Source organism: Neobacillus sp. PS2-9 (assembly GCF_030915525.1).
Classification (GTDB): domain Bacteria; phylum Bacillota; class Bacilli; order Bacillales; family Cytobacillaceae; genus Neobacillus.
Genome location: NZ_CP133269.1, coordinates 3,006,995 through 3,028,882 on the forward strand (window position 1 = coordinate 3,006,995; position 21,888 = coordinate 3,028,882).

Consider the following 21,888-nt stretch of genomic DNA (forward strand, 5'->3'; position numbering starts at 1 on the left):
TTATAGTAAGATGATGAAGGAAATATAGTTTAGAAAGGATTCATCAAAAATGACATATAAAATGATTGTACTAGATTTAGATGATACATTATTGCAGGACGACCACACGATTTCTCCTCGTACTAAGCAATCGTTAATGGATGCTCAGGAAGCGGGCGTTAAGGTTGTATTAGCGTCTGGTCGCCCTACTTCTGCGATGCTTGATATTGCTGAAGAATTACGCTTAAAGGACTATGGTAGTTTTATTCTCTCTTTTAATGGTGCAAAAATTACAAACTGCCAAACCGGTGAAGAGCTGTTTAGTAGCACCTTATCACCTGAAGTGGTTCACAACTTATATGAAGTAAGTCGTAGTGAAGATGTTTGGATTCACACCTATGTAGGCGACTATATTGTGACAGAAGCGGGTAATCAATATACAGATGTGGAAGCTACTATTACCGGCCTAGAAGTTTTTGAAGTGGACAGCTTTGTGGATTCAGTAAATGAACCAGTGGTTAAAGTGTTAATGCTTGAGGAGCCAGAAAAGCTTGCTATTGTTGAAAAAAAGCTACAAGAGCAGTTTGCTGGTGAGCTTAGTGTGATGCGTTCGAAGCCGTTCTTTTTAGAGTTTACGGAAGATGGTGTAACGAAAGGGACAAGTCTTAACCATTTGATTGGGCAGCTTGGCATTACTCGTGAAGAAGTAATTGCGATCGGTGACAGCTACAATGACCTGGCGATGATTGAGTTTGCAGGACTAGGCGTGGCCATGGGCAACGCACCTGATGATATCAAGGAAAAAGCCGACTATGTGACTGATACGAATATGAATGATGGCGTAGCGAAGGTTGTTGAGAAGTTTGTGCTGAATGGTGCTGTGCTGGTTTAATCGTTATATGGTGGTATGTTGGGCAGTTTATTATGAGAAGTGGTATTTTTTTACAACAATTGTAGAATAACTCGTAAATTTGTAGAATTTCTTGAACTTTATGTAGAATTATTACTAATCTGTGTAGAATTCTCTTGAATTTGTGTAGAATTAATTCTAATTTGTGTAGAATTCCTTTGATTTTGTGTAGAATTCCAAAATTCACTTTATATAGAAATCTAAAATTTTGTAGATATCCTTGATTTTTGTGTAGATATATCCCAAATATGTGTAGATATCTATTAATTTTGTGTAGATATATCTCTAATTTGTGTAGATATCCATCATTTTTGTGTAGATATATACAAAATTCATAAAGAATCACCCATCTAACAGTTCAAAATCATAAAAAACGCTCAACTTCCTCAAAAAGTTGGGCGTTTTTTACTAAATATAGTCTAGCCCAAGTATGTCCCCTCTTCCTCGCCCCAAGCATAAGCTATTACAAGCAAAATTAAAAAAGGCGGAGAGAGGTATGGGACTATTCATCAATAAAAATGAGCATCCGGATGTTTTTAAAACGAACCACCAGCTTAAAGAACCCAATCAAGTTTATTCACGGCGGGATTTCCTGACCGACCTAATGAATGAACAGGAAAAAGCGAACAAATCACTTAAACAGGCTCTAAACAACCTCCATGTTCGTACCATTCATCAAGAGGAAGCACAAGATATACAATGGAAAAAGGTCGACGACCAGCTTAATGATTTGAAAAACAGCAACCTGCAGCAAAAGGACATGGAAGACCAAATGATGAAGAGCTTGCAGGCCATTCATGAGAAAAACGCGCAGCTAGAAGTCATTTTAGAAAAGGAATCCGTGTCGAGATCATCTTTAACTGATCAAGTCAGTCAGTTAAACAAAAGCTATCAGGAAATTGCCAGCAGGCTGGAACGAAGTGAAGAAACTAACCAGCAGCTTGCATTAAAGATGCAGGAACAACTGGAATTACAAAAAGAAACAGCAGAAAAAATCACGAAGCAAGAGGAGTTTCATGGTGGCGTCTTGGAGCGGCTTGACACTCAAGAAGCACTGTTAGACAAAATTGCGCGTCAAGTGAACCATATCCGTTCCATCCTATTTGAACGGACCAATTACCTGGCAGAAAAAATCGATGACGGCTATAAACTCACTTCTTCCTATGTTTACAAATTAATGACTGGCTCAGACCAACCGTTAACGTTTTTCTTATTGAATCATAAGAAGGATGAAAAACACGAGGAACTTGAATCAGCAAGTCAAAAAGAAGGTTCACCGCTAGACTAAGCAGCGGTGAACCTTCTTTTTTAATCATCAAACTGACGGCCCGATGTTGCCAGCTTGCCCTTGAGTCGTTTCCAACTGCTTAATCCGATACCTAAAGAAAATACAGGCTATAAGTAATACAATCAAGCCCATTACACCTTCACCGTTTTGGATAAAAAGATTCCCCTTCAGGATTCCAGTTTCATTTGTATAGATATTCCCTAATACATACGGGTTGAATAAGTTCCAAGACGCATGAAGCAGAATCACAGGAATGAGGCTTCTTGTCTTGAAAAAGATATAAGCAAAAGAGAACGAGATCGTAAATGCCGTACCCGCTTGAACGAGCGTTACTAAAGCTGGATTGGGTACATGCTGAACTTTTGCCAGTAAGTATACTACAGGCATGTGGAATGTAGCCCAAACCACCCCAGTAATAAACGTCGCTTTTATATTGCTATATTTTTCAGCTAAGGAAGGCAATAAATACCCCCTCCATCCTGCTTCCTCCCCAAATGCACTTAATAATGCTGGAATAAATGTGGAAATGACAGTTACAAGTTTTTTCACATCACTAGATGATAAGTCCTTCAAATCACTAATTCCAAAAGACAAATTCATAACAGCAATTACTAGTACCATGACAATCGGATAAAACAACCCAAATAACCAAGAGGGCAGCTTAAGACCCTTAAAATTGAAAAACCTTACCTCTGAAGTCAATTTTAAAGCTGGTATCCTATTAAAAATAATAGCAACAACTAACGGCGCAAACATTACTAGCGCGAAAGATTTTAATGCCTGCTCCTCGTTTTGAAAAAGTAAAAGAGTAAATCCCCAGCTTACAACCAATACACTTACACTATACAACAGTGATTTATTTTTCATTTTATTTCAATTTTCCCCCTTAACCATTCCTAAATTTATTATAGCTATAGTTTTTATGGAAGAAAAGGGAAATTACGACAATACAAATTTCATCTTTAAAAAATAATTTGGAAATAAAACACCAAAAAAACAGCCAAACTATATATGTTAATAAACCCAAAGGAGGCTGTCTATGACCAATATATTTGAATCCCTAAAAGACCTTTTTGCACCAATGGCAGACGGTGAGAGAAAAAATCCCTTACATATTGGAGAAGTGAACCACTTTTGGCTGTTACTTACCTTAGTTGAAGAAGGTATTATGATATTTGAGTTAGGGCTAAATACAACAACGGATGATCAATTAATTCATGCCTTTACGAATGGACACCAATCCGCGAAAGACGTAAGTCAGCGCCTGCGTACCTTTTTTATCAATGAAGGTATTCCATTACCACCATCCTCAGAGAATAAACCAAAATCAGATCCAAATGCGGTCCCACTTGGGGTAAAATATACCGATGAGGAGTTAGCAAACTTAGTATCTGCTAAGGTTGCAGCTGAGATTACGCTTATAGGTCAAGGAATAGCTCTGTGTGTTAGAAACGATGCATGCAAGATGTTTTTTGAAATACAATTTGAAATATTTAAGTATGGCTCTTCGCTAAAAAAATTGATGCGTGAACGTGGTTGGCTAAAGGTGCCTCCCTATTACTATCCACCAGGCTCGCCAAATTAAACAAAAACCGCTCATGCCATCGAAATCCGGCATGAACGGTTTTTTTAGTGAAATATTAAAATTCACCTTTATTAAAGATATCAGTTAACACTGGAACGATTTGCTTCTTACGAGAAACAACGCCCTTTAGGGTAGCAGTGTTATTTGAAAGAGTAACATTGTATGCTTTTTCAACAGCAACAGCTTTGCTACCTAACGCTAAACCAACAGAATCATTTGTTAAAATGTCAGTTACAACAAATAGGAATAAATCAAGGTTCTTTTCTTCGATGATAGAATTGATTGCTGCTTCTATTTCCGTTTGGCGAGCAAGAACATCAGCTGTGTCAACCACGTTTACTTGAGCGATTTCTACCTTGCTAGCGCCCATTTCGAAGCCTTTTGCATCCAGGCTTAACAATTCAGCGATTGATTTGTCACGAACATCTGCTCCAGCCTTTAACATTTCAAGGCCGTAGCTTTCAGCATCTACACCTGCAATGGCAGCTAATTCACGCGCAGCTTCCACGTCTTCTGGTGTGCAAGTTGGAGATTTAAATAATAAAGAGTCAGAAATAATCGCAGATAACATCAAGCCAGCGATCTCAGGCTTAATTTCTTTTCCATTCTCTTTATACAATTTATTTAAGATTGTCGCCGTACAGCCTACAGGCTCACAACGGTAGTATAACGGATCACTTGTTTCGAAATTGGCAATACGGTGATGGTCGATTACTTCTAGTACACGAACATCCGCGATATCGTTGGCACTTTGTTGGCGCTCATTGTGGTCTACTAAAATAACGGAGTTAACCTCAGCAGCCACTGCTTCTACTAAACGAGGAGTCTCAGCTTTGAATTGAGTAAGTGCGTATTGTGTTTCACCGTTAATTTGACCTAGGCGGACAGGTTCAACATCCATGCCTAATTGTTTTTTCAAATCTGCATATGCAATAGCAGAACAAATTGTATCTGTGTCGGGATTTTTATGACCGAAAATAAGTACTTTTTCCATGTTACTACTCCTAATCGTATGAAATTATGTAGGACAAGCCCAAACTGATGGGAATGACCCCATCAAAAATTATATATTATTCTGTTAGAGGATTCAAAACAAAAACTGCCCCTTAACACAATATATCCTACATCTCTATAAAAAGGAATCTAAAGAATACCCATTGGCTTCGAAGCTTTGTCTCAACCGTAAGATCGCTCTTGAATGGATTTGAGAGATTCTTCCCTTTGTGAGATTCAAGACTTCTGAAATCTCTACTTGAGTTAAACCCTCATAATATAATAATGAAATGACTAGTCTTTCTTTTTCTGGCATTGTATCAATACATGCAGCCATCATTTGCTTGAAATCTGCCATTTGTAACCCTCGATCATGATTGCTGAAGCTATCATCCTTAACCTGATCCATCCGACTTTGCTGTTTCCCATCATCCTCGTTAGAATTAAACGGTTCATTAAGTGAAAGCAGTGTGGACACTGATAACGCAGCCATGGCTTGGTCGACTTCATCCAGTGGAATGTTCAAATATTTGCTGAGTTCCTCTTCAGAGGGAGATCTCATCAAATTTTGCTCTAACTCCCGAAAAGCACTATTTAGTCTTTTGGCTTTGTCTCTAAGCCCTCTTGGTACCCAGTCCATTTGCCGGATCCCATCCAACATGGCTCCCTTTATTCTCCACAAGCCGAAAGTTTCAAATTGATATCCCTTTTTGTAATCAAATTTCTTAATTGCTTCAAGTAAGCCTATATAGCCTAACCCAACTAAGTCCTCTTTCGGAATAATACGTTGCGGGATACTAAGACTCATTCGATTAGCCATTTGCTCAACCAAGTACATGTACTGTTTGACTAAATGTTCCTGTGACCTTGAATCGTGCCCCTCTCGGTAGCTTTTCCACAATAAATCATGCGGTTTGGTTTCTTTAATACCTGTGTTCAACGTTTATCCCTCCTTTTCTTGGGTTGTACATGTAGGAATGAGTTTTATTAGGATGATCGCTCTTCCCCTTGATGTAAAGAATGCAGGGGAATTTGTTGGAACAACATATCTTCCTTATTTAATTCACCTAATAGTTTTTCCTCTGCCTGTTCCAGGTCATCTTCCGTAAATTGTTCATGGATTAGGTTCGATTTATTCTCTAAATTTTTTACATTCATTTGACTTAATACGATTCGGAATAAATAGCCTAATAGAAAGAAGAATAGAAATCCGAAAATTGCTCTTAAGATGGATGTTTGCCATATGTTATTTGTAATTGAAAAAAAGTAGGTCAAGAGGAACGCAGTGGCCCCCATTATTGTATTAACTTTCCAAGTCAATTCCATAGGCGCCCCCTTTTACATTGTTTTACCGAGTGAAAACATTTTTTCAAAAAAACCACGGATTCCTTTGGTTTGATCTTTTGATGATTCTTCAGACTGAGGTAAAAAGGAATTAACAATTTGTTTAATGTTCTTAGATGCTTCACAATTAGGGTAAGTGATAAAAAATGGCATTTGAGCTCTAACAGATTGCCTAACATGTGCATCTTCCATCAAAAACCCTAATGTCACTAATTTAAATTTTAGAAAACTACTAGTAGCATTTTTTATTGCTCTAGAAGTGTCAACAGCTTCCCGATAAGATTGCGCACGATTGACTACCAAGCGAAAATTTGGGGTTTGCTTCGTAAACTGAATGACTGTTTTTAAAACCGCATAGGAATCTGCAATAGCAGTCGGTTCCGGTGTGGTAACCAATATGGTTTCATCAGAAGCTAAAATAAAATCTACTAATTCCTTTGATATCCCGGCACCTGTGTCTAGTAGAATAAAATCTGCATAGGTTTGAAGTTCCTGAATTTGACTCCAAAAATACGAAAGTGTATTTGGGTCTAACTCCATTAGGTCTTGGATCTCAAGTCCTCCAGAAATATAATCGATTCCAGCCGTTCCTTTTTCTAATACGTCCCAAATTGACTTCTGACGATGCAGAACATCTGCCAGACTATTCCGTGGCGTTATTCCCATTAATATATTAATATTCGCGGTCGATAAGTCTAAATCCAAGACCACAACTCTTTTACCGACTGCATTTAAACCTAATGCAAAGTTAAGAGTGAAATTTGATTTCCCTACCCCGCCCTTACCACTTGTAATTGTTAAAACACGAGCAGAGTGATGTTCTTCTTGCTGAACATTAAATCGATGCATGTATTCTCGTAGACTTTGTGCTTGGTCCATTTTAAAGTTCCTTTCCTAATAAATATTTCGCAAGCAATGTCGCATCGACGTTAATAATATCTTCAGGAACACTTTGTCCATTTGTGATGTATGCTAATTGATATGGATATTTATAAGCAATATTAAGAATCGAACCATAACTGCTCGTTTCATCAAATTTAGTAAGGATCAATTTTTTAATTGGGCTTTCTAAAAACTCATCTAACAATATTTCCATATCCTCAAACTTCGTAGTCATACTTAATACTAAATAATTATCACTTTCCAAAGGATGATTTAAGAATTGATTAATGGATTCACGGTATTCCACTTCTTTATAGTTGCGTCCAGTTGTATCCATATAAATCAAATCATAATGTTCCAACTTTTTAAGTGCTGATCCTAATTCATCCGCGGTACGAACCACTTCAACAGGTACATTTAAGATTCCAGCATAGGTTTTTAATTGTTCAACTGCAGCAATCCGATAGACATCCGTAGTAATCATTGCCACTCTGCGCTTTTGCTTTAGCACCTGTTCAGTTGCAAGTTTTGCAATTGATGTCGTTTTTCCTACACCAGTAGGCCCAATGACATTGATCATGCGCGTTCTCTCATGAACTACATTAGAAACAGGTAGTTTCTTTTCAATAATTCCAGTAATCATTGAAAAAAGCTCAGTTTCAATAATGTCATCCGCCAAATCAGCCTTTGACTCATATTTCAATAGAATACGATTCACTAGGTCCCCAACAACTTCATCATCCACACCTTGCTTTTTCAAACGTGTGACCCAATTATTCAGATTAGGCGATAGTCCCTCATCTTGTTTGCCATTCATCATGAAGGTCATCATCATTTTTTTCATCTGTTGTAACTCATCGAGTAAAGGATTTTGCTCTTCCATTGCCTTTGATAACACAGATACTTTTTTTTCATCTTCTTGAGACTTGGTGGTGGTTGTAGACGGAATAGGTTTTTCTGTTCCAACTGGTTTTTTTGAATAATAATTATATAACCCTTGAGGATTCCTATGAAAGCCTGATATAGTCTCTTCTTGCTCCTCAGATTCATTTTCGATATTGTTTATATTTAAGAGTGGTTTTTCTGTTTTATCCTTTAATTCCAGAGCGAATTTTGGCTCTGAACTAGGGCTTTTCTTTTCCATGGCATAAGCAGTCACTTCATATTTTTGCTTAGAAAAAAGACCGAAAACGCCACCTTTTTGGATGGTCCTAGTATTAACAATTATTGCGTTCTCACCTAATTGCTGGCGCACCATTTTTAAAGCAAGGGGCATAGAGTCTGCCACGATTTTCTTGGTTTTCATATATTGACCACTCCTATACTTTGGATCTCAACATTAGGTTCCAGCTCCGTATAAGCAAGAACAGGTACAGTAGGCATGATTTTATCAACAAATTGTTTTAAATACATGCGAATATTTGGTGAAGTTAGAAAAATCGGAAGACCTCCCGCTTTAACCACCCGCTCAATTTGTTCTTGCAAAACTTCTGTAATTCTTCTAGATGTTTGTGGATCCATAGAAAGGTAATAACCGCCAGCTTCTGTTTGCTGAATAGAATCAGATATACCTTTTTCTAATGTGGCTCCAGCAGTTAAAACATTAATCACGCCGCCTTCTGAAAATTGTTCTGTAATTTGGCGTGTTAAGGATTGGCGTACATATTCTGTTAATACTCTTGGTTCCTTCGTATATACAGCATAGTCAGCTAATGTTTCAAAAATAGAAGCCAAGTCACGAATAGATATCTGCTCACGAAGAAGATTTTGTAGTACCTTTTGGATATCGCCTACTGACAGTAAACCAGGAACCAGTTCTTCAACCAAATTAGGGTGTGTTCCTTTTAAGTTCTCGATTAATTCTTTCGTCTCTTCTCTACGAAGTAACTGATAAGCATACTGCTTCAAAACTTCTGTTAAATGAGTAGCAATGACTGAAGGAGGATCAACAATCATATAACCCATGAGTTCTGCCATTTGTTTGGCTTCCATACTTATCCAAGTCGCAGGGAGACCGAATGCTGGTTCAATCACCTGAATACCATCTAATTCTTCTCCTTCTCCGCCTTGATTCATAGCTAGAAAATGATCCAGGTATACTTCACCTTCCGCAATTCGGTTACCACGAAACTTTAAGACATATTGGTTTGGTGTTAACTGTAGATTGTCCCGAATCCGAATCGTAGGGATGACCAATCCTAATTCAAGTGCAAATTGTCTTCGAATCATGACAATGCGGTCAAGAATGTCTCCCCCTTGTTTTTGATCAGCCAATGGAATTAACCCATAACCAATCTCCAGTTCAAGAGTGTCCAGCTGAAGCAAACTAATCACTTTCTCTGGATTGCTTATATCATCCTCTGCCGCTTCCATTTCCACTTGCTCATTAAGTTGCTCTTCCTTCTTGGCAGTTTTTTGTATGGAATACGCTCCATAAGCTAGAATTCCAGCCACAGGAACTGTTAAGAGAAGTCCAATTGGTGTAAATAATCCAAGCAAAAATATTGTTACTGCAACAATATATAGCAGCTTAGGATAGTTAAAAATCTGCTGCATAATATCCGTACCAAGACTGCCATCTGTAGCTGCACGGGTAACGGTGATCCCTGTCGCAGTTGAAATCAGCAACGCAGGCACCTGACTAACTAATCCATCCCCTACAGATAAAAGAGTAAACGTACTGGCAGCTTCAGCAAAGCCCATACCATGAATAGACATACCGATAATAAAACCACCAATAACATTGATTAACAGGATAATAATACCTGCTATCGCATCCCCTTTTACAAATTTACTGGCACCGTCCATTGCTCCATAGAAATCTGCTTCCATCTCTATTTTCCTACGTCGTGAACGAGCATCTTGTTCACTGATCAATCCGGCATTCATGTCGGCGTCAATACTCATTTGTTTCCCAGGCATCGCGTCCAATGTAAAACGAGCAGCTACTTCTGCTACCCTTTCCGAACCCTTGGTGATAACAATAAATTGAATAACAACCAGTATTAAAAAGACGATAAAACCGATTACCGGACTGCCCCCAATTACAAAGGATCCAAATGTCTCGATCACTTTTCCGCCATCTGCCTTTGATAGGATGGAACGGGTAGTAGACACGTTAAGTGCTAATCGAAATAATGTTGTAATTAATAATGCTGTTGGAAAAATTGAAAAATCCAATGGTTCTTTCGTATTCATGGCTACTAATAAAATCATCAAAGAAACACAGATGTTGAAGATTAATAGAAAATCCAATAGTAATGTTGGCAGTGGAATGATCATCATCGTAACAATCAAAATGACAACAATGAATACGGAAAACTCTTTTATTTTCATGCCATCATCCCCTTATACCGACCTTCTTGATAGTATACATATGCTAAAATCTCCCCCACTGCATTAAACAACTCTTCTGGTATTGGCTGTCCTATTTCTACTGCTGCAAAAAGAGCACGAGCCAATGGTTTATTTTCTACTGTCATTATTTTATTTTGCTTAGCAATTTCTTTTATTTTTAGTGCAATATGATCTTTACCTTTGGCAATGACTTCGGGAGCCACCATCGTATTAAAATCATACCGAATAGCAACGGCAAAATGCGTTGGATTGGTAATGACCACATCCGCCTTTGGAAGCTCTGCCATCATTCGATTCATAGCCAATTGCTGCTGTCTGGCTCTCCTCTTTCCTTTAATCAAAGGATCGCCTTCCATTTTTTTATGTTCATCCTTTATATCTTGTTTTGACATCCGGATTTTCTTTTCATGTGAAAACCATTGATAGAAATAGTCAGCCGCTGCCAAAGCTACCAAACAGATTCCTATTGTCATCCCAATTTTTATAGTCAATGAGCCTATAAAACTTGCAGAATCAAAAAGACTTTTTTCTCCAATAGAAAATAATTCATTTTTTTGATTCCAAATCATTAAAAATACAATCACCGAGGTAATAACGATTTTTAAAATTGATTTTATTAATTCTACAACCGAGCGCATAGAAAAAATTTGCTTCGCACCCTGTAGAGGGTTAAGCTTTCCGAAGTTCATTTTAATTGACTCAAGATTAAACATGAACCCTACCTGAATATAGTTAGCAAGAACACCTGCAACAAGGACAATAGCAAGAAAAGGTCCTACTAATTTTGTAACATCCCACAGGAGCTGATTAAATAATAGTTGAGAGCTTGAGTTTGAAAGATTCCAAAGTAAATATTCTTGGAAACTATGCCGGTAGATGTTTAAACATCCCTCAATAAAACTTTTACCAGCAATCATGAAAAAGCCGAAACTAAGTAGCAGTGTAAGGGCTGAAGAAACTTCTGGACTCTTCGCGACCTGCCCTTTTTTTCTCGTCTCCCTCCGCTTTTGCGGTGTGGCTTTTTCCGTTTTTTCACCAGAAAACAATTGCAAATCTAAACGAAGAAGCATCCTTACACCCCCATTATTTTAATGATTTCAGACATAGAACCAAACATGTTTTCGAATAGTATTTTTAATAAATAGAAGAAGCTAGGTAAAATGAATATATAGATAAAAAAGTGTATTAATATTTTCATAGGTGGAAACACCGCAAACAAGTTCATTTGTGGCACCGTTCTTGCAATAATTCCTAATGCTACATCCACGACAAACAACGTACCTATAATAGGCGCAGCCATCATAAACCCGATTAAAAACATTTGTTGAAGACAATCCAAGATAAAGGATGCGAGTTTGCCATCGGTAAATGCTGGCACTGTAGCTTGTAGTGAAATCCAATCAAAACTTGCTAAAACCCCTTGTATCAATAGATGGTGTCCATTCGTCGTTAATAAAACTAATAAAGCAAGAGTATTCTGCATACGCCCTGTTAGTTGAGAATTTGTCCCAAACGTAGGATCAAAAAGACTAGCCATTGAAAAACCGATTAATACATCCATAATTGACCCGGCCATTTGTACAGCATATAGGAGAATATTCCCCACCAATCCTAGTACTATACCAACCATAAACTCTTTGAGTATTAACATGACAATCTTTGACTCAGGCAATGAATCAATAGGTTCATTTACGATTCCAACGCAGAGTATACTTAGGAATACACTAAAACCAATTTTGTAATGTGTTGGTATTTGTCGTCCTGAAAATAATGGAGCTGTGACCATAAATGTCGTGATGCGTACAAAAATTAGTAAAAAGGTCCACAAAGAAGAAGCATCCATAGCCATCATTTACCCCACAAATTGAGAAAGATTTCCTAATAAACTTTGTGTAAAATCTACAACGTGACGCAGCATCCACGGTCCAAAAAATAAGATTGATAGGAACACTGCCACGATTTTCGGAACGAATGCAAGTGTCTGCTCCTGTATTTGTGTGGTAGCTTGAAAAATACTCACGAGTAAGCCAACTATTAAAGCGATCCCTGCCACTGGAGCGATTACAATGAGAATCGTATATATTGCTTCCTGAGCAATTCGTAAAATTAGTTCGGTAGACATTTATTACACTCCCTCTATTAAAAACTCACGAGCAATGATTTTACAATTAAATGCCATCCATCAACTAAAATAAATAATAGTATCTTAAAGGGCAGTGAAATCATTACTGGCGGGAGCATCATCATCCCCATTGACATCAAGACACTTGAAACAATCATATCGATGACTAAGAATGGGATAAAAATCATAAATCCCATCTGAAAAGCAGTTTTCAGTTCACTTATCGCATATGCAGGTACGAGTGCTGTTAGTGGTATATCCTTAATTTGATTCGGTTTTTTCATTTTGGCATACTCCATGAAAAGCGCTAAGTCCTTCTCCCGTGTATGTTTGGCCATGAATTCCTTTAACGGATCACTCGCCGATTCAAACGCTTCCTGCTGTGTCATTTTACCAGCTAAATAAGGTTGCAGTGCGTTATGATTTATTTCAGAAAAAGTCGGTCCCATTATAAAAAATGTCATAAATAATGATAATCCAATTAACACTTGGTTCGGTGGTATTTGCTGAGTGCCTAGAGCATTTCGTACAAACCCAAATACTACAATAATACGAGTAAAGCTTGTCATTAAAACTAGGATAGCCGGTGCGATAGACAGTACCGTAATTAACATAATGATACGCATTGTATTAGAAACTTTATCTGGTTCACTTGATCCTAAATCAATTCCAGGAATAATGTTCCCATTTGGACTAGCCGCATGAGCTACCGAAATAAATCCGAGTAATAGGAGCGGAACAAGAATAGCTATTTTTCGTTTCATTGTTCCTACTCCTCTCTGTTTTCTTGATGCATCTTTTGTAAATGTTTGCGAAAAACAGTATCCCAGACTTTTTTAGAATCCTTAGGAAACCATTTCGGTGTATTACTTTCTGCAGCTTGGTTTTCATAGCTTTCGAGAAGGTGCTGATACTCTTCTCCTTGAGAGATGGTACGAATCAATGTAACATCTTCGCCAACACCCACGACATATATGGTTTGGCCAATAAGCAGGATCTGCATGGAACGGTTATTACCCAGACTGTGACCGCCTATAGGTAGTACAGGTCCATTGGTTTGCAGTAAGCGCCCTCGTTTTGATAAGAATCGTAATAATAGAAATAAAAGTCCTATAACCAAAATAAACGAGATTATAAATTTTATAAGTAAGGGGAATAAAGAAGGTGATTGACTATCCTCAACTTTTCCCGTTGAAGGAGATGTTTTTTTATCCCCTTTTTGGATAGAATCATAGACGGAAGGCTCGCCGCTTGATGATGAACCAGCGGCAAAACTTGTGGATTGAAATGAAAATAGATAAAAAAACATAACTAAAAACAACATGGTGCGTTTCATGATTTTCTCCTTCCTTGGAGTTATTTCTACTTGTTTAATTCGCCAGTAATCTGCGCTGCTAATTTCGCATCGATTTTGGCAATTTCGGTTAAGATTTGAGAACGGCTGCTAGTACTGATTTTTTTCATAATATCCATTGCCACAATAGAATTGGTGCCCATCATGGACTGAATAATAACTGCCGATTGAGCAGGCGGCATTCCTGCAATTGTCTCTGATAAAGTTTCTGTAGGATTCTCATGTTGTAATGCAAGTTCATGTACTTGCTGTTCAAAAGTTAAGGAATCATTCTCACTTATTGAAGCAATTTCTTTGAGCAGCATCGTTATTTCTGCAGCCTTTTTCGGGTCCTTTATTCCTCCGATAATGCTACTTTGATGTTCTTGGTCCAGCATCCTAATTGTTAGTGTAGCATCTTCCAAAGGCATAGCTTCAAAAATAGCAGCTGCTTTTGATGCAGACATATTGGTGTAAATACCAGCTACTTGCTTCATTTCCTCTTGAGACTGTTGAGATTTTTTTTCCTTTAATTGATTTTGTAAATCTCCATTCTCTTGTTTTAATTCCCCTAATGCATTTTGATTAGAACTAAGTTCCTTTTTTAATTTTGATAGTTTTTGATCTAATTCTTTTACATCTGATTGACTTTTTAAGTACTTATTTTTCCATTCATCTACATTATCGGGCTTTTGCGCTTCAGCAGAAGGAGGATCATCGATCAGTTGATTAACCAATGGAAGTGCATTTCCCCATTCCTGAAAGGTTTTTACAACTGGAAAACCCATGAAATTCAACAAAAAAGCAACTAAGATAACAGTAAACAGTAACGGAATGATACCAATGTAAAAAATATTTGCTAGTTTTGAACGGTGTTTCTCTTCCATTTGTTTCTCTCCTCATATCCTTCGTGAGTATCGAAGGATGGCCATTTCATCTAACATGGCTTGCTCTTTTCGATCCATTTGCTTTTGAAAAGCTTCCTTGGACTTCGCTTTCCACTGGTTCCACATTTTAGCTTCTTGTGATTTTTCGATTAGCAATTGGTGTTTTTCTTCCACTTTCTTATGAATAATCTGTGATTGATTTTCCAACTGTTTCATCTTAAGATTTACATGTTCAATTTCTTGTTGGACTTCTAATATCTCCCACACTGTTTTGCGATGGACTTGGTTATATTGATTAAAAATTTCAACCTTTACCATTTCTAATCCTTCAATTTGTTCGTCAATTTGGGTTTGTTGAAGTTTTACAGTACCGTATTCCTGATGTGCAATTTCTTTCTCATTTTCTTTAAAATCAAGCACTTTCTGAAAGGAAAAGTTAAATTTCATCGCATGATCGCTCCAAATTGTGAAGTTAAGAAGGATTCCGAATCCTCTAAGTTAGAAGTTTCATAGATACCTTGACGTAAAAAATGATCCATTTGTGGCTTTAGTCGCATCGCCAAATCAATCTCACGGTTTGATCCTTTTTTATATGCTCCGATATTAATTAAATCTTCTGCCTGATTATAGGAAGCTAATAGATTTTTAAAATTACGGGCAGCGTGTTGGTGTTCGTCCGAGGTTATTTCAGTCATCACACGGCTAACACTGTTTAACACATCAATTGCAGGGAAGATTCCTTTTGCACCAATTGCGCGATTCAAAACAATATGACCATCTAAAATCCCTCTCACTGCATCAGCAATTGGTTCGTTCATGTCATCCCCATCAACCAAAACCGTATATATAGCTGAAATAGATCCCTTTGGTCCAGTTCCAGCACGTTCTAAAAGCTGTGGCAGCATGGCGAATACTGAGGGAGTATACCCTTTAGTCGTCGGCGGTTCTCCAATGGCTAAGCCAATTTCTCTTTGAGCCATGGCAAACCGAGTAACAGAATCCATCACAAGCATCACGTTCATTCCTTGATCACGGAAATATTCTGCAATAGAGGTAGCTGTTAGTGCGCCTTTTATTCGAATAAGTGCGGGCTGGTCGGATGTAGCTACAATAACAACCGATTTTTCCAATCCTTCTTCACCAAGGTTTTGCTCTATAAAATCGAGAACTTCCCGCCCTCTCTCTCCGATTAAGGCAATAACGTTAACATCAGCTGTCGTATTTCTTGAAATCATTCCAAGCAGTGTACTTTTACCTACACCACTTCCGGCAAAAATACCCATTCGCTGTCCTTTGCCCATTGTGAGTAAGCCATCGATTGTCCGTACTCCTACCCCTAGTGGTGAATGAATACGAGGCCTAGCCAGTGGATTGGGTGGTATTGCATGAGTAGGTACTTCCTCTAATCCTAATGGAAGTGGTTTGCCATCAATGGGCTGGCCGAGACCATCTAAAATTCTTCCCAGCAGCTGGCGGCCTGCTTTCACCATCATCTGTTTCCCGCTAGCGACAACGTCACAGCCAGGTCCGATCGACCGAACTTCACCAAGAGGCATAAGAAGCACCTTATTTTCCCTAATACCAACGACCTCAGCTTGAATAGGAATTTGTGAATTTGTTGGATAGATGGAGCACAATTCACCAATTCTTACATCAGGACCTTGTGATTCAATGGTAAGTCCGATGATTTGAGTTATTTTACCATTCACTCTTACCGGATCCACACTTCGAATAAGCTTGGCATAGTTTTCAACTGATAACACCACTTTCCGGCTCCCTTCTCGCTTCTAGAATGACCTTTTTGATCTCTTCAATTTGTGTATCAATACGTGCATCTACACTGCCATATGCGGTTCGAATAATACACCCCTTGATAGAAACGGAATGGTCCGGAATAATTTTAATTTCAGTTTCGCCATTTACGACAGCGACAAGATGAGCTCGTTGTGATTGGATAAAATCAAAGTCATCAGGATGAACACAAACGGTAATAAATTCTTTTTCTTTAAAACGAAGGATATGTTGTTTGATTAACTCAACAAACTGATTTGGATTACTAGTTAATTCTGACTTAATAATATGTGTAGCAATCACAGTACTTAGCTCAAGCAAAAATGGTTCTGCCTCTGAAATAATTGCTGCCTTTTGTTCGTATGCTTGTTCCAACAAGTTTTGAACCTGTTCCATTTTCCCTTGATATTCTCTTAAAACTTCAAACTCCGCTTCTTGTTTTCCAGTGGTGTAACCTTCCTGATAACCTTTTTGTTTCGCTTCAATAGATAAATCCTCAAGTTTCTGATGATTTTCATCCCACCATTGGCTTATTTTTTCTTCTGTTGCTGATTCTAGTAATCGGGCATTTTTATCTGCATTTTCTACAATGGTTTGTGCTTCTGCTTCAGCCGCTTGAATTATTTGTTGCAGATAAACACTATTCACCGCATCATTAGTTTCTTGATGCGGTGTCTCTTGGTCGTTACGATTAATAACTATCCGTGGTTGAGAAATTACTTTTTTTTCTTCAAGTACAGAGAGATTGGAAGACTTAAACACCTTAGAATAAGACATCATCCGAACCACCTCGAGCAATAACAACCTCACCGGAATCCTCTAAACGGCGGATAATAGAAACAATTCTTCCTTGTGCTTCCTCCACATCCTTAACTCTAACCGGTCCAAGGTACTGCATTTCTTCTTCGAACGTTTCGACCATACGTTGTGACATGTTCTCGAAAATAACTTTTTTGACTTCTGCACTTGAGGCTTTCAAGGCAAGTAGTAAATCCTGATTTTCCACCTCTTGGATGACGCGCTGAATTGCACGTTTATCCAATGTAATGATATCCTCGAATACAAACATCCGTTTTTTGATTTCATCCACAAGTTCTGGATCCTTCGATTCAAGCTGCTCAAGAATGGTCTTCTCAGTTGTACGATCAACACCATTAAGAATGCTGACAATGGACTCAATTCCACCGACCACTGTAAAGTCATGACGAATCGTCGATGCCAGCTTTTGTTCAAGAATATTTTCTACTTCCTTAATTACTTCAGGAGAAGTTTGTTCTAATACTGCTATTCTCCTTGCAACATCCGATTGTAATTCTTCAGGTAGTGAAGAGAGAATCATAGAAGATTGCTGCGGCTCTAAATGAGCTAATACCAATGCAATCGTCTGCGGATGCTCATTTTGAAGAAAATGATAAATTTGCATGGCATCCACACGACGAGCAAAATCAAAGGGTTTCACTTGTAATTGTGTCGTTAAACGATAAATAATCTCCTGTGCACGGTCTTTTCCTAATGCCGACTCTAATACATCTTGCGCATAGCTAATACCACCCATTTGCAGGAAGTCTTGTGCAATACACATTTCATGAAATTCCTTCAACACTTCTTCTTTTTCTTTCTGATCCACCTTTTGAATATTAGCAATCGCGAGGGTTAATTGATCAATCTCTTCCTCAGGTAAATGCTTAAATACCTTGGCAGAGCCCTCCTTGCCCATCGCAATAAGCAATATCGCTGCTTTCTGTTTTCCAGTCAACTTTAGTGCTGTAGCCATGGGACTTAAACCTCCTCTTCATGTATCCAAGTTCTAATAACTTTTGAAAAATCTTCTGGTCTTTGCTCAAGCAGCTTTTTCAATTGACTCTCCACACTCATATCCTGCTCAGCAAAATAATCCGCTTCTTTAACCGGTCCTGATGTAGAAAAATCAAGTTCTTCTTCCATTTCCTCTTGTTTATGTTTTCTTCTACGTAATAAAAACCAAGTTAGTCCTCCAAGTAATAGGAGTCCTCCAGCAGCTACAGCGCCAATTAACAGCCAATTTTGTGCAGATGCACTTTCCACAGCAGTATTCTTTGCAAATGAATGAGGAAAAACAGTGATCCGCTGATCTATTTCTTTTTGGCTTAAATTTGGATGGCCAAGCGCTGTACGTACTGTATTCGCCACAATATTTTTAATATTATCTTGTGTGGCTTTTGATAATGTATTGGCTTTAGGTGAATCTGGCTCTACACCAACATTGATAGTAATATCCTCTATTTGATAAGGACTTTTTATGATTTCGTTATTAATTCTATTCACTTCATAATTGACCCTATTTTCAGACTCTTCATAATTGCTTTCGCCACCAGAATTAGTCCCAACATAACCAGGAACATCGGTTTCACCTGTTCCAACTACGCCACCAGGATTTGAACCTGTTCCATTGTAAGATTTGGAGGTTTTTTCTGAACTAATTGCAATTCCGTTATTATTATTATCGGTAGGCTTAACTAATTTTTCTTCGGTTTTGACTTTATCAAAATTCATTTTTACAAACGTGTGAACGAACACTTTATCCGTTCCAAGTATGTTACCTAATAAACTATGAAGATCCTGCTGAATATCCCGTTCAACATTTTGTTGTACTTTACGTTGTTCATCATATTTATCAAGTGCAGGGTCTTCATCATCTGATTCCGACAACGCTAGAGTCTCACTATATTGATTCATAATCGTGATGTTTTCTACTGGCAAGTTTGGGACACTGCGGGAAACTAAGGTATATAGCGCTTTAATTTGCTGTGAACTTAGCTTTGCACCTGGTTCAACCTCTACCATCACTGAAGCACTTGCTTTTTGTTCTTCTCCTTGTTGAACGAACACTGAATTTTCGGGTAAGGTCACAATGACCTCCGCATTTTTAATTCCAGCCACATGTTTAATCACTTCAGCTACTTGATTTTGCATCGCTTCACGTTCAAGAATATCGTACTGTCTGTCCGTTGCGCCAAAAGAGAGATTTTGACCAAAAATATCGTAGTTAATTTTGTTGTCTTTTGGATACCCCTTGGATGCAAGACTGACTAATAAATCAGGGGCATCTTTTTTAGGCACTTCTATACTTGTTCCCGTGTCGGAAAGTTTGTACTCTGTGTAGCCTTCCTTGTCCAATTCTGCTTTTATGTCCCCAACTTCCCTTTGGGATAATTGACCAGTGTATAACGGTACATATTGAGGTCGTGACGCAAAGAAGATAAAGGTAGAAAGGGCAACTAAAAGAAATAAAAATGTCCCTACGATGAGTCCTTTTTGTTTTGAACTTTTGGAGTTCCACCAACTGCCAAATAGCTCTCCTGTATGTTTAAGTTGATCTATCCATGATCGTTTCATTTCTCACCCTGCCTAGCTTTCTATCATTCTTTAAAATTGCATCCGCATCATTTCTTGATAAGCCTCTACTGCCTTATCCCTAATAGTAACGGTTAGTTCTAAAGCAACCTTCGCCTTTTGTGATGCAATCGTTACATCATGTATATTATCAATTTCCCCTGCCGCAGCTTTGACGGTTAGATCCGAGGCTTGCTTTACTGTATTATCGACGTTTTCCAAGTAACCTTTAAGCACGCCTGAAAACGAGTTTGATGTCGAACCCGATTCCACATTTTGAATAGGATTTTGATTAATTTTGATAAGTCCACTATTTATACCAGAAACGTTCATTTATGCTTCCCCCTAACGGCCTATTTCTAAAGCCTTTAACATCATTGATTTTCCAGTATTAAATGAAGTGACATTTGCTTCATATGCTCTTGAAGCAGCCAATAAATCTATCATTTCCTTTGATAGGTCGACATTTGGCATCATGACATAGCCATCCGCATTCGCATCAGGATTTGATGGGTCTAAGACCATTTTGAATGGTGTCTTGTCATTAACTATCCCTGAAACTCTAACACCTTGGAGCTGGGATTGTGATTGTTTTTCCATCGCCCCTTGTAAAATTTGGTTAAATGACTTTTCTCTTGGTTCCATCATCACCATTTTACGTCGGTAGGGTTCCCATTTTCCATTTACAAAAGATCCTCTTGTCGATTCTGCATTCGCAATATTGGAAGAGACAACATCCATTCTTAGACGTTGTGCGGTCAAGGCTGATGCACTAATATTTAACGAATCAAACATGTTCCTTAACTCCTTCCTTTAATCGCTATAGATAATTGTTGAAATTCACTGTTAATTTGTTCCGTAAGTGTGTAGTACCAGAGTGAATTTTTTCCCATGCGAGTCATTTCTTCATCGACATCTACGTTGTTCCCGCTGTTTTGCATGACGGTATTCGTATTCTCAACAACGCTTGCTGAAGGTATTATTGATGGTCTTCCAATGACCAAATGGCGGGCATCGGAACGATTTCCTTCAAAATTTGTTTGATTAGTTAAGTGTTTTTTCAGTATATCTTCAAAAACTACTTGTTTTGCTTTATATCCAGGAGTTTCAGCATTTGATATATTATTAGAAATCACCTGTTGGCGTAAACTGGAAGCATCTAATGCCTTTTGTAGGAGGTTAATATTAGTCAACTTTCTCCTCCTCCTTTCCACCTATAAAACTTTGACATTTTTCGATAAATATCAACAAATTATTAACATTCAATCATCAATATACTATAAAAAAGGTATTTAAATCTACACTTTTTTACATAGTAAAAGTGTGTTATAGGAACATTATGTGAATATCAAGCTTTTAACTGGCCAAAAAACTTACTCACCCCTGTAACCCAATGATTATTCAGATTAGTAGGGTCATTCTCCGCACCAACAGGGGCATATTTTCCAGCAATTTTAGTTATGCTTGTTAGCCCCATTCCAAGATAATTCTTACTTATATTTCGAGCCATATCCATAATACTTTCTTCAATAGAGGGATAGGATCTTAACCCATTTTTCCCCATCATTCCAGCAATGTTATTTTTAACATTGGCTGCTTTTGATGATCCGTTACCCGTTTCATGTTGAGCAATCGCTGCCAATAATGCTGGATCTACATTAAACCTTTTTCCAGCTTGAATAAATACTTCTCCCATACCTTTCAATTTTCCGCCAAGCACTTGATTAATTTTTTCTGCACCCATTGATTGAAAACGTAAAGATTCTGTTGAGTTAGACGCAAAAGAATCCATATCCATATTTGAATTTTCATTGGTAAAGGTCATGTTTTCTATAAAAGAAGGAAACGTGGGTTGGATGGAAGATGATGCATCGCCATTCATCATTTCATTTAAAACCGATGTAAAAAGGTTCGCAAATTCAGAATTAGTCGTCCCCATTTGTGAAGATAATTTTTCATTACGGGACAATGTACTAGTTAACATAGTTTTGGTAAACCAATCATCACCTATTTTCAATGGAAAGCTCCTTTCTTCTGCTTCAAAT

General features: G+C 37.9%; 25 protein-coding genes. 3 read left to right on the top strand and 22 right to left on the bottom strand.

Features of this window, described 5'->3' with window-relative positions; all coding sequences use genetic code 11:
• The first annotated feature begins 49 nt into the window (after positions 1-49).
• Both RCG25_RS15220 and RCG25_RS15225 read left to right on the top strand, forming a co-directional pair.
• Positions 50-871 (top strand): Cof-type HAD-IIB family hydrolase, encoded by an 822-nt coding sequence (locus tag RCG25_RS15220; RefSeq protein ID WP_308079668.1) that lies wholly within the window; start codon positions 50-52, stop codon positions 869-871.
• Positions 872-1,385: 514 nt separating this feature from the next.
• On the top strand, positions 1,386-2,177 hold the full coding sequence (locus RCG25_RS15225; RefSeq protein WP_308079669.1) for a hypothetical protein: 792 nt from the start codon (positions 1,386-1,388) through the stop codon (positions 2,175-2,177).
• A 27-nt stretch (positions 2,178-2,204) separates the two neighbouring features.
• Here RCG25_RS15225 and RCG25_RS15230 read toward each other — a convergent pair whose 3' ends face one another.
• Entirely contained in the window at positions 2,205-3,044 is an 840-nt protein-coding gene (locus tag RCG25_RS15230) for a CPBP family intramembrane glutamic endopeptidase (RefSeq protein ID WP_308079670.1), read from the bottom strand.
• Positions 3,045-3,216: 172 nt separating this feature from the next.
• On the opposite strand from RCG25_RS15230, the gene RCG25_RS15235 reads away from it, so the two are divergent.
• Positions 3,217-3,762, top strand: a complete 546-nt coding sequence (locus RCG25_RS15235; protein WP_308079671.1) for a DUF3231 family protein — start codon at positions 3,217-3,219, stop codon at positions 3,760-3,762.
• Between the two features lie 55 nt (positions 3,763-3,817).
• Here the strand turns inward: RCG25_RS15235 and RCG25_RS15240 are convergent, their stop codons facing one another.
• From RCG25_RS15240 to RCG25_RS15340, 21 genes are all read right to left on the bottom strand, one after another.
• A complete protein-coding gene (locus RCG25_RS15240; RefSeq protein WP_308079672.1) occupies positions 3,818-4,756 on the bottom strand; it encodes a manganese-dependent inorganic pyrophosphatase in 939 nt (312 codons plus the stop codon).
• A gap of 135 nt (positions 4,757-4,891) precedes the next feature.
• Positions 4,892-5,695 carry a sigma-70 family RNA polymerase sigma factor gene (locus RCG25_RS15245; RefSeq protein ID WP_308079673.1) on the bottom strand — a complete coding sequence of 268 codons (804 nt, stop codon included), beginning with the start codon at positions 5,693-5,695 and terminating at the stop codon, positions 4,892-4,894.
• A 47-nt stretch (positions 5,696-5,742) separates the two neighbouring features.
• Positions 5,743-6,081, bottom strand: coding sequence for a hypothetical protein (locus RCG25_RS15250; RefSeq protein ID WP_308079674.1), 339 nt, complete (start codon positions 6,079-6,081; stop codon positions 5,743-5,745).
• Between the two features lie 12 nt (positions 6,082-6,093).
• Complete coding sequence (locus RCG25_RS15255; RefSeq protein WP_308079675.1) at positions 6,094-6,978, bottom strand: MinD/ParA family protein; 885 nt, start codon at positions 6,976-6,978, stop codon at positions 6,094-6,096.
• A gap of 1 nt (position 6,979) precedes the next feature.
• The gene (gene flhF, locus RCG25_RS15260; protein WP_308079676.1) at positions 6,980-8,287 is read right to left on the bottom strand and encodes a flagellar biosynthesis GTPase FlhF; all 1,308 of its coding nucleotides are present in this window, start codon (positions 8,285-8,287) and stop codon (positions 6,980-6,982) included.
• Positions 8,284-10,317: a flagellar biosynthesis protein FlhA gene (gene flhA, locus RCG25_RS15265; RefSeq protein WP_308079677.1), complete on the bottom strand. Its 2,034-nt coding sequence runs from the start codon at positions 10,315-10,317 to the stop codon at positions 8,284-8,286. The genes flhF and flhA overlap by 4 nt, the downstream gene beginning before the upstream one ends.
• The gene (flhB, locus tag RCG25_RS15270; RefSeq protein ID WP_308079678.1) at positions 10,314-11,408 is read right to left on the bottom strand and encodes a flagellar biosynthesis protein FlhB; all 1,095 of its coding nucleotides are present in this window, start codon (positions 11,406-11,408) and stop codon (positions 10,314-10,316) included. The genes flhA and flhB overlap by 4 nt, the downstream gene beginning before the upstream one ends.
• A 2-nt stretch (positions 11,409-11,410) precedes the next feature.
• Positions 11,411-12,190: a flagellar biosynthetic protein FliR gene (gene fliR / locus RCG25_RS15275; RefSeq protein WP_308079679.1), complete on the bottom strand. Its 780-nt coding sequence runs from the start codon at positions 12,188-12,190 to the stop codon at positions 11,411-11,413.
• Entirely contained in the window at positions 12,191-12,460 is a 270-nt protein-coding gene (fliQ, locus tag RCG25_RS15280) for a flagellar biosynthesis protein FliQ (protein WP_308079680.1), read from the bottom strand.
• 17 nt (positions 12,461-12,477) lie between these two features.
• Complete coding sequence (gene fliP, locus RCG25_RS15285) at positions 12,478-13,224, bottom strand: flagellar type III secretion system pore protein FliP (RefSeq protein ID WP_308079681.1); 747 nt, start codon at positions 13,222-13,224, stop codon at positions 12,478-12,480.
• A gap of 5 nt (positions 13,225-13,229) precedes the next feature.
• Positions 13,230-13,796 (bottom strand): flagellar biosynthetic protein FliO, encoded by a 567-nt coding sequence (locus tag RCG25_RS15290; protein ID WP_308079682.1) that lies wholly within the window; start codon positions 13,794-13,796, stop codon positions 13,230-13,232.
• A 26-nt stretch (positions 13,797-13,822) separates the two neighbouring features.
• Positions 13,823-14,680, bottom strand: a complete 858-nt coding sequence (locus RCG25_RS15295) for a MotE family protein (RefSeq protein ID WP_308079683.1) — start codon at positions 14,678-14,680, stop codon at positions 13,823-13,825.
• A gap of 12 nt (positions 14,681-14,692) precedes the next feature.
• Entirely contained in the window at positions 14,693-15,127 is a 435-nt protein-coding gene (gene fliJ, locus RCG25_RS15300; RefSeq protein ID WP_308079684.1) for a flagellar export protein FliJ, read from the bottom strand.
• Positions 15,124-16,446: a flagellar protein export ATPase FliI gene (gene fliI / locus RCG25_RS15305; RefSeq protein WP_308079685.1), complete on the bottom strand. Its 1,323-nt coding sequence runs from the start codon at positions 16,444-16,446 to the stop codon at positions 15,124-15,126. Before fliI ends, fliJ begins: the two co-directional genes overlap by 4 nt.
• Positions 16,430-17,251 (bottom strand): FliH/SctL family protein, encoded by an 822-nt coding sequence (locus tag RCG25_RS15310; protein WP_308079686.1) that lies wholly within the window; start codon positions 17,249-17,251, stop codon positions 16,430-16,432. Before RCG25_RS15310 ends, fliI begins: the two co-directional genes overlap by 17 nt.
• Entirely contained in the window at positions 17,235-18,245 is a 1,011-nt protein-coding gene (fliG, locus tag RCG25_RS15315) for a flagellar motor switch protein FliG (RefSeq protein WP_308079687.1), read from the bottom strand. The genes RCG25_RS15310 and fliG overlap by 17 nt, the downstream gene beginning before the upstream one ends.
• 5 nt (positions 18,246-18,250) lie before the next feature.
• Positions 18,251-19,846 carry a flagellar basal-body MS-ring/collar protein FliF gene (fliF, locus tag RCG25_RS15320; protein WP_308079688.1) on the bottom strand — a complete coding sequence of 532 codons (1,596 nt, stop codon included), beginning with the start codon at positions 19,844-19,846 and terminating at the stop codon, positions 18,251-18,253.
• A 30-nt stretch (positions 19,847-19,876) separates the two neighbouring features.
• Positions 19,877-20,176, bottom strand: coding sequence for a flagellar hook-basal body complex protein FliE (fliE, locus tag RCG25_RS15325; protein WP_308079689.1), 300 nt, complete (start codon positions 20,174-20,176; stop codon positions 19,877-19,879).
• Between the two features lie 12 nt (positions 20,177-20,188).
• Positions 20,189-20,638: a flagellar basal body rod protein FlgC gene (flgC, locus tag RCG25_RS15330; protein WP_308079690.1), complete on the bottom strand. Its 450-nt coding sequence runs from the start codon at positions 20,636-20,638 to the stop codon at positions 20,189-20,191.
• A gap of 5 nt (positions 20,639-20,643) precedes the next feature.
• A complete protein-coding gene (gene flgB, locus RCG25_RS15335) occupies positions 20,644-21,036 on the bottom strand; it encodes a flagellar basal body rod protein FlgB (protein WP_308079691.1) in 393 nt (130 codons plus the stop codon).
• 155 nt (positions 21,037-21,191) lie between these two features.
• Positions 21,192-21,860: a glucosaminidase domain-containing protein gene (locus RCG25_RS15340; RefSeq protein ID WP_308079692.1), complete on the bottom strand. Its 669-nt coding sequence runs from the start codon at positions 21,858-21,860 to the stop codon at positions 21,192-21,194.
• Between the last annotated feature and the right edge of the window lie 28 nt (positions 21,861-21,888).

What these genes read in the sequence shown, in the direction of transcription:
- RCG25_RS15255 (WP_308079675.1), bottom strand. Translation starts at nt 6,978, where the DNA reads ATGGACCAAGCACAAAGTCTACGAGAATACATGCATCGATTTAATGTT.
- RCG25_RS15220 (WP_308079668.1), top strand. Translation starts at nt 50, where the DNA reads ATGACATATAAAATGATTGTACTAGATTTAGATGATACATTATTGCAG.
- fliQ (WP_308079680.1), bottom strand. Translation starts at nt 12,460, where the DNA reads ATGTCTACCGAACTAATTTTACGAATTGCTCAGGAAGCAATATATACG.
- RCG25_RS15295 (WP_308079683.1), bottom strand. Translation starts at nt 14,680, where the DNA reads ATGGAAGAGAAACACCGTTCAAAACTAGCAAATATTTTTTACATTGGT.
- RCG25_RS15225 (WP_308079669.1), top strand. Translation starts at nt 1,386, where the DNA reads ATGGGACTATTCATCAATAAAAATGAGCATCCGGATGTTTTTAAAACG.
- flgC (WP_308079690.1), bottom strand. Translation starts at nt 20,638, where the DNA reads ATGTTTGATTCGTTAAATATTAGTGCATCAGCCTTGACCGCACAACGT.
- RCG25_RS15240 (WP_308079672.1), bottom strand. Translation starts at nt 4,756, where the DNA reads ATGGAAAAAGTACTTATTTTCGGTCATAAAAATCCCGACACAGATACA.
- RCG25_RS15310 (WP_308079686.1), bottom strand. Translation starts at nt 17,251, where the DNA reads ATGATGTCTTATTCTAAGGTGTTTAAGTCTTCCAATCTCTCTGTACTT.
- RCG25_RS15290 (WP_308079682.1), bottom strand. Translation starts at nt 13,796, where the DNA reads ATGAAACGCACCATGTTGTTTTTAGTTATGTTTTTTTATCTATTTTCA.
- fliP (WP_308079681.1), bottom strand. Translation starts at nt 13,224, where the DNA reads ATGAAACGAAAAATAGCTATTCTTGTTCCGCTCCTATTACTCGGATTT.
- flhB (WP_308079678.1), bottom strand. Translation starts at nt 11,408, where the DNA reads ATGCTTCTTCGTTTAGATTTGCAATTGTTTTCTGGTGAAAAAACGGAA.
- RCG25_RS15235 (WP_308079671.1), top strand. Translation starts at nt 3,217, where the DNA reads ATGACCAATATATTTGAATCCCTAAAAGACCTTTTTGCACCAATGGCA.
- fliE (WP_308079689.1), bottom strand. Translation starts at nt 20,176, where the DNA reads ATGAACGTTTCTGGTATAAATAGTGGACTTATCAAAATTAATCAAAAT.
- RCG25_RS15230 (WP_308079670.1), bottom strand. Translation starts at nt 3,044, where the DNA reads ATGAAAAATAAATCACTGTTGTATAGTGTAAGTGTATTGGTTGTAAGC.
- flhF (WP_308079676.1), bottom strand. Translation starts at nt 8,287, where the DNA reads ATGAAAACCAAGAAAATCGTGGCAGACTCTATGCCCCTTGCTTTAAAA.
- flhA (WP_308079677.1), bottom strand. Translation starts at nt 10,317, where the DNA reads ATGAAAATAAAAGAGTTTTCCGTATTCATTGTTGTCATTTTGATTGTT.
- fliF (WP_308079688.1), bottom strand. Translation starts at nt 19,846, where the DNA reads ATGAAACGATCATGGATAGATCAACTTAAACATACAGGAGAGCTATTT.
- fliJ (WP_308079684.1), bottom strand. Translation starts at nt 15,127, where the DNA reads ATGAAATTTAACTTTTCCTTTCAGAAAGTGCTTGATTTTAAAGAAAAT.
- RCG25_RS15250 (WP_308079674.1), bottom strand. Translation starts at nt 6,081, where the DNA reads ATGGAATTGACTTGGAAAGTTAATACAATAATGGGGGCCACTGCGTTC.
- fliR (WP_308079679.1), bottom strand. Translation starts at nt 12,190, where the DNA reads ATGATGGCTATGGATGCTTCTTCTTTGTGGACCTTTTTACTAATTTTT.
- fliG (WP_308079687.1), bottom strand. Translation starts at nt 18,245, where the DNA reads ATGGCTACAGCACTAAAGTTGACTGGAAAACAGAAAGCAGCGATATTG.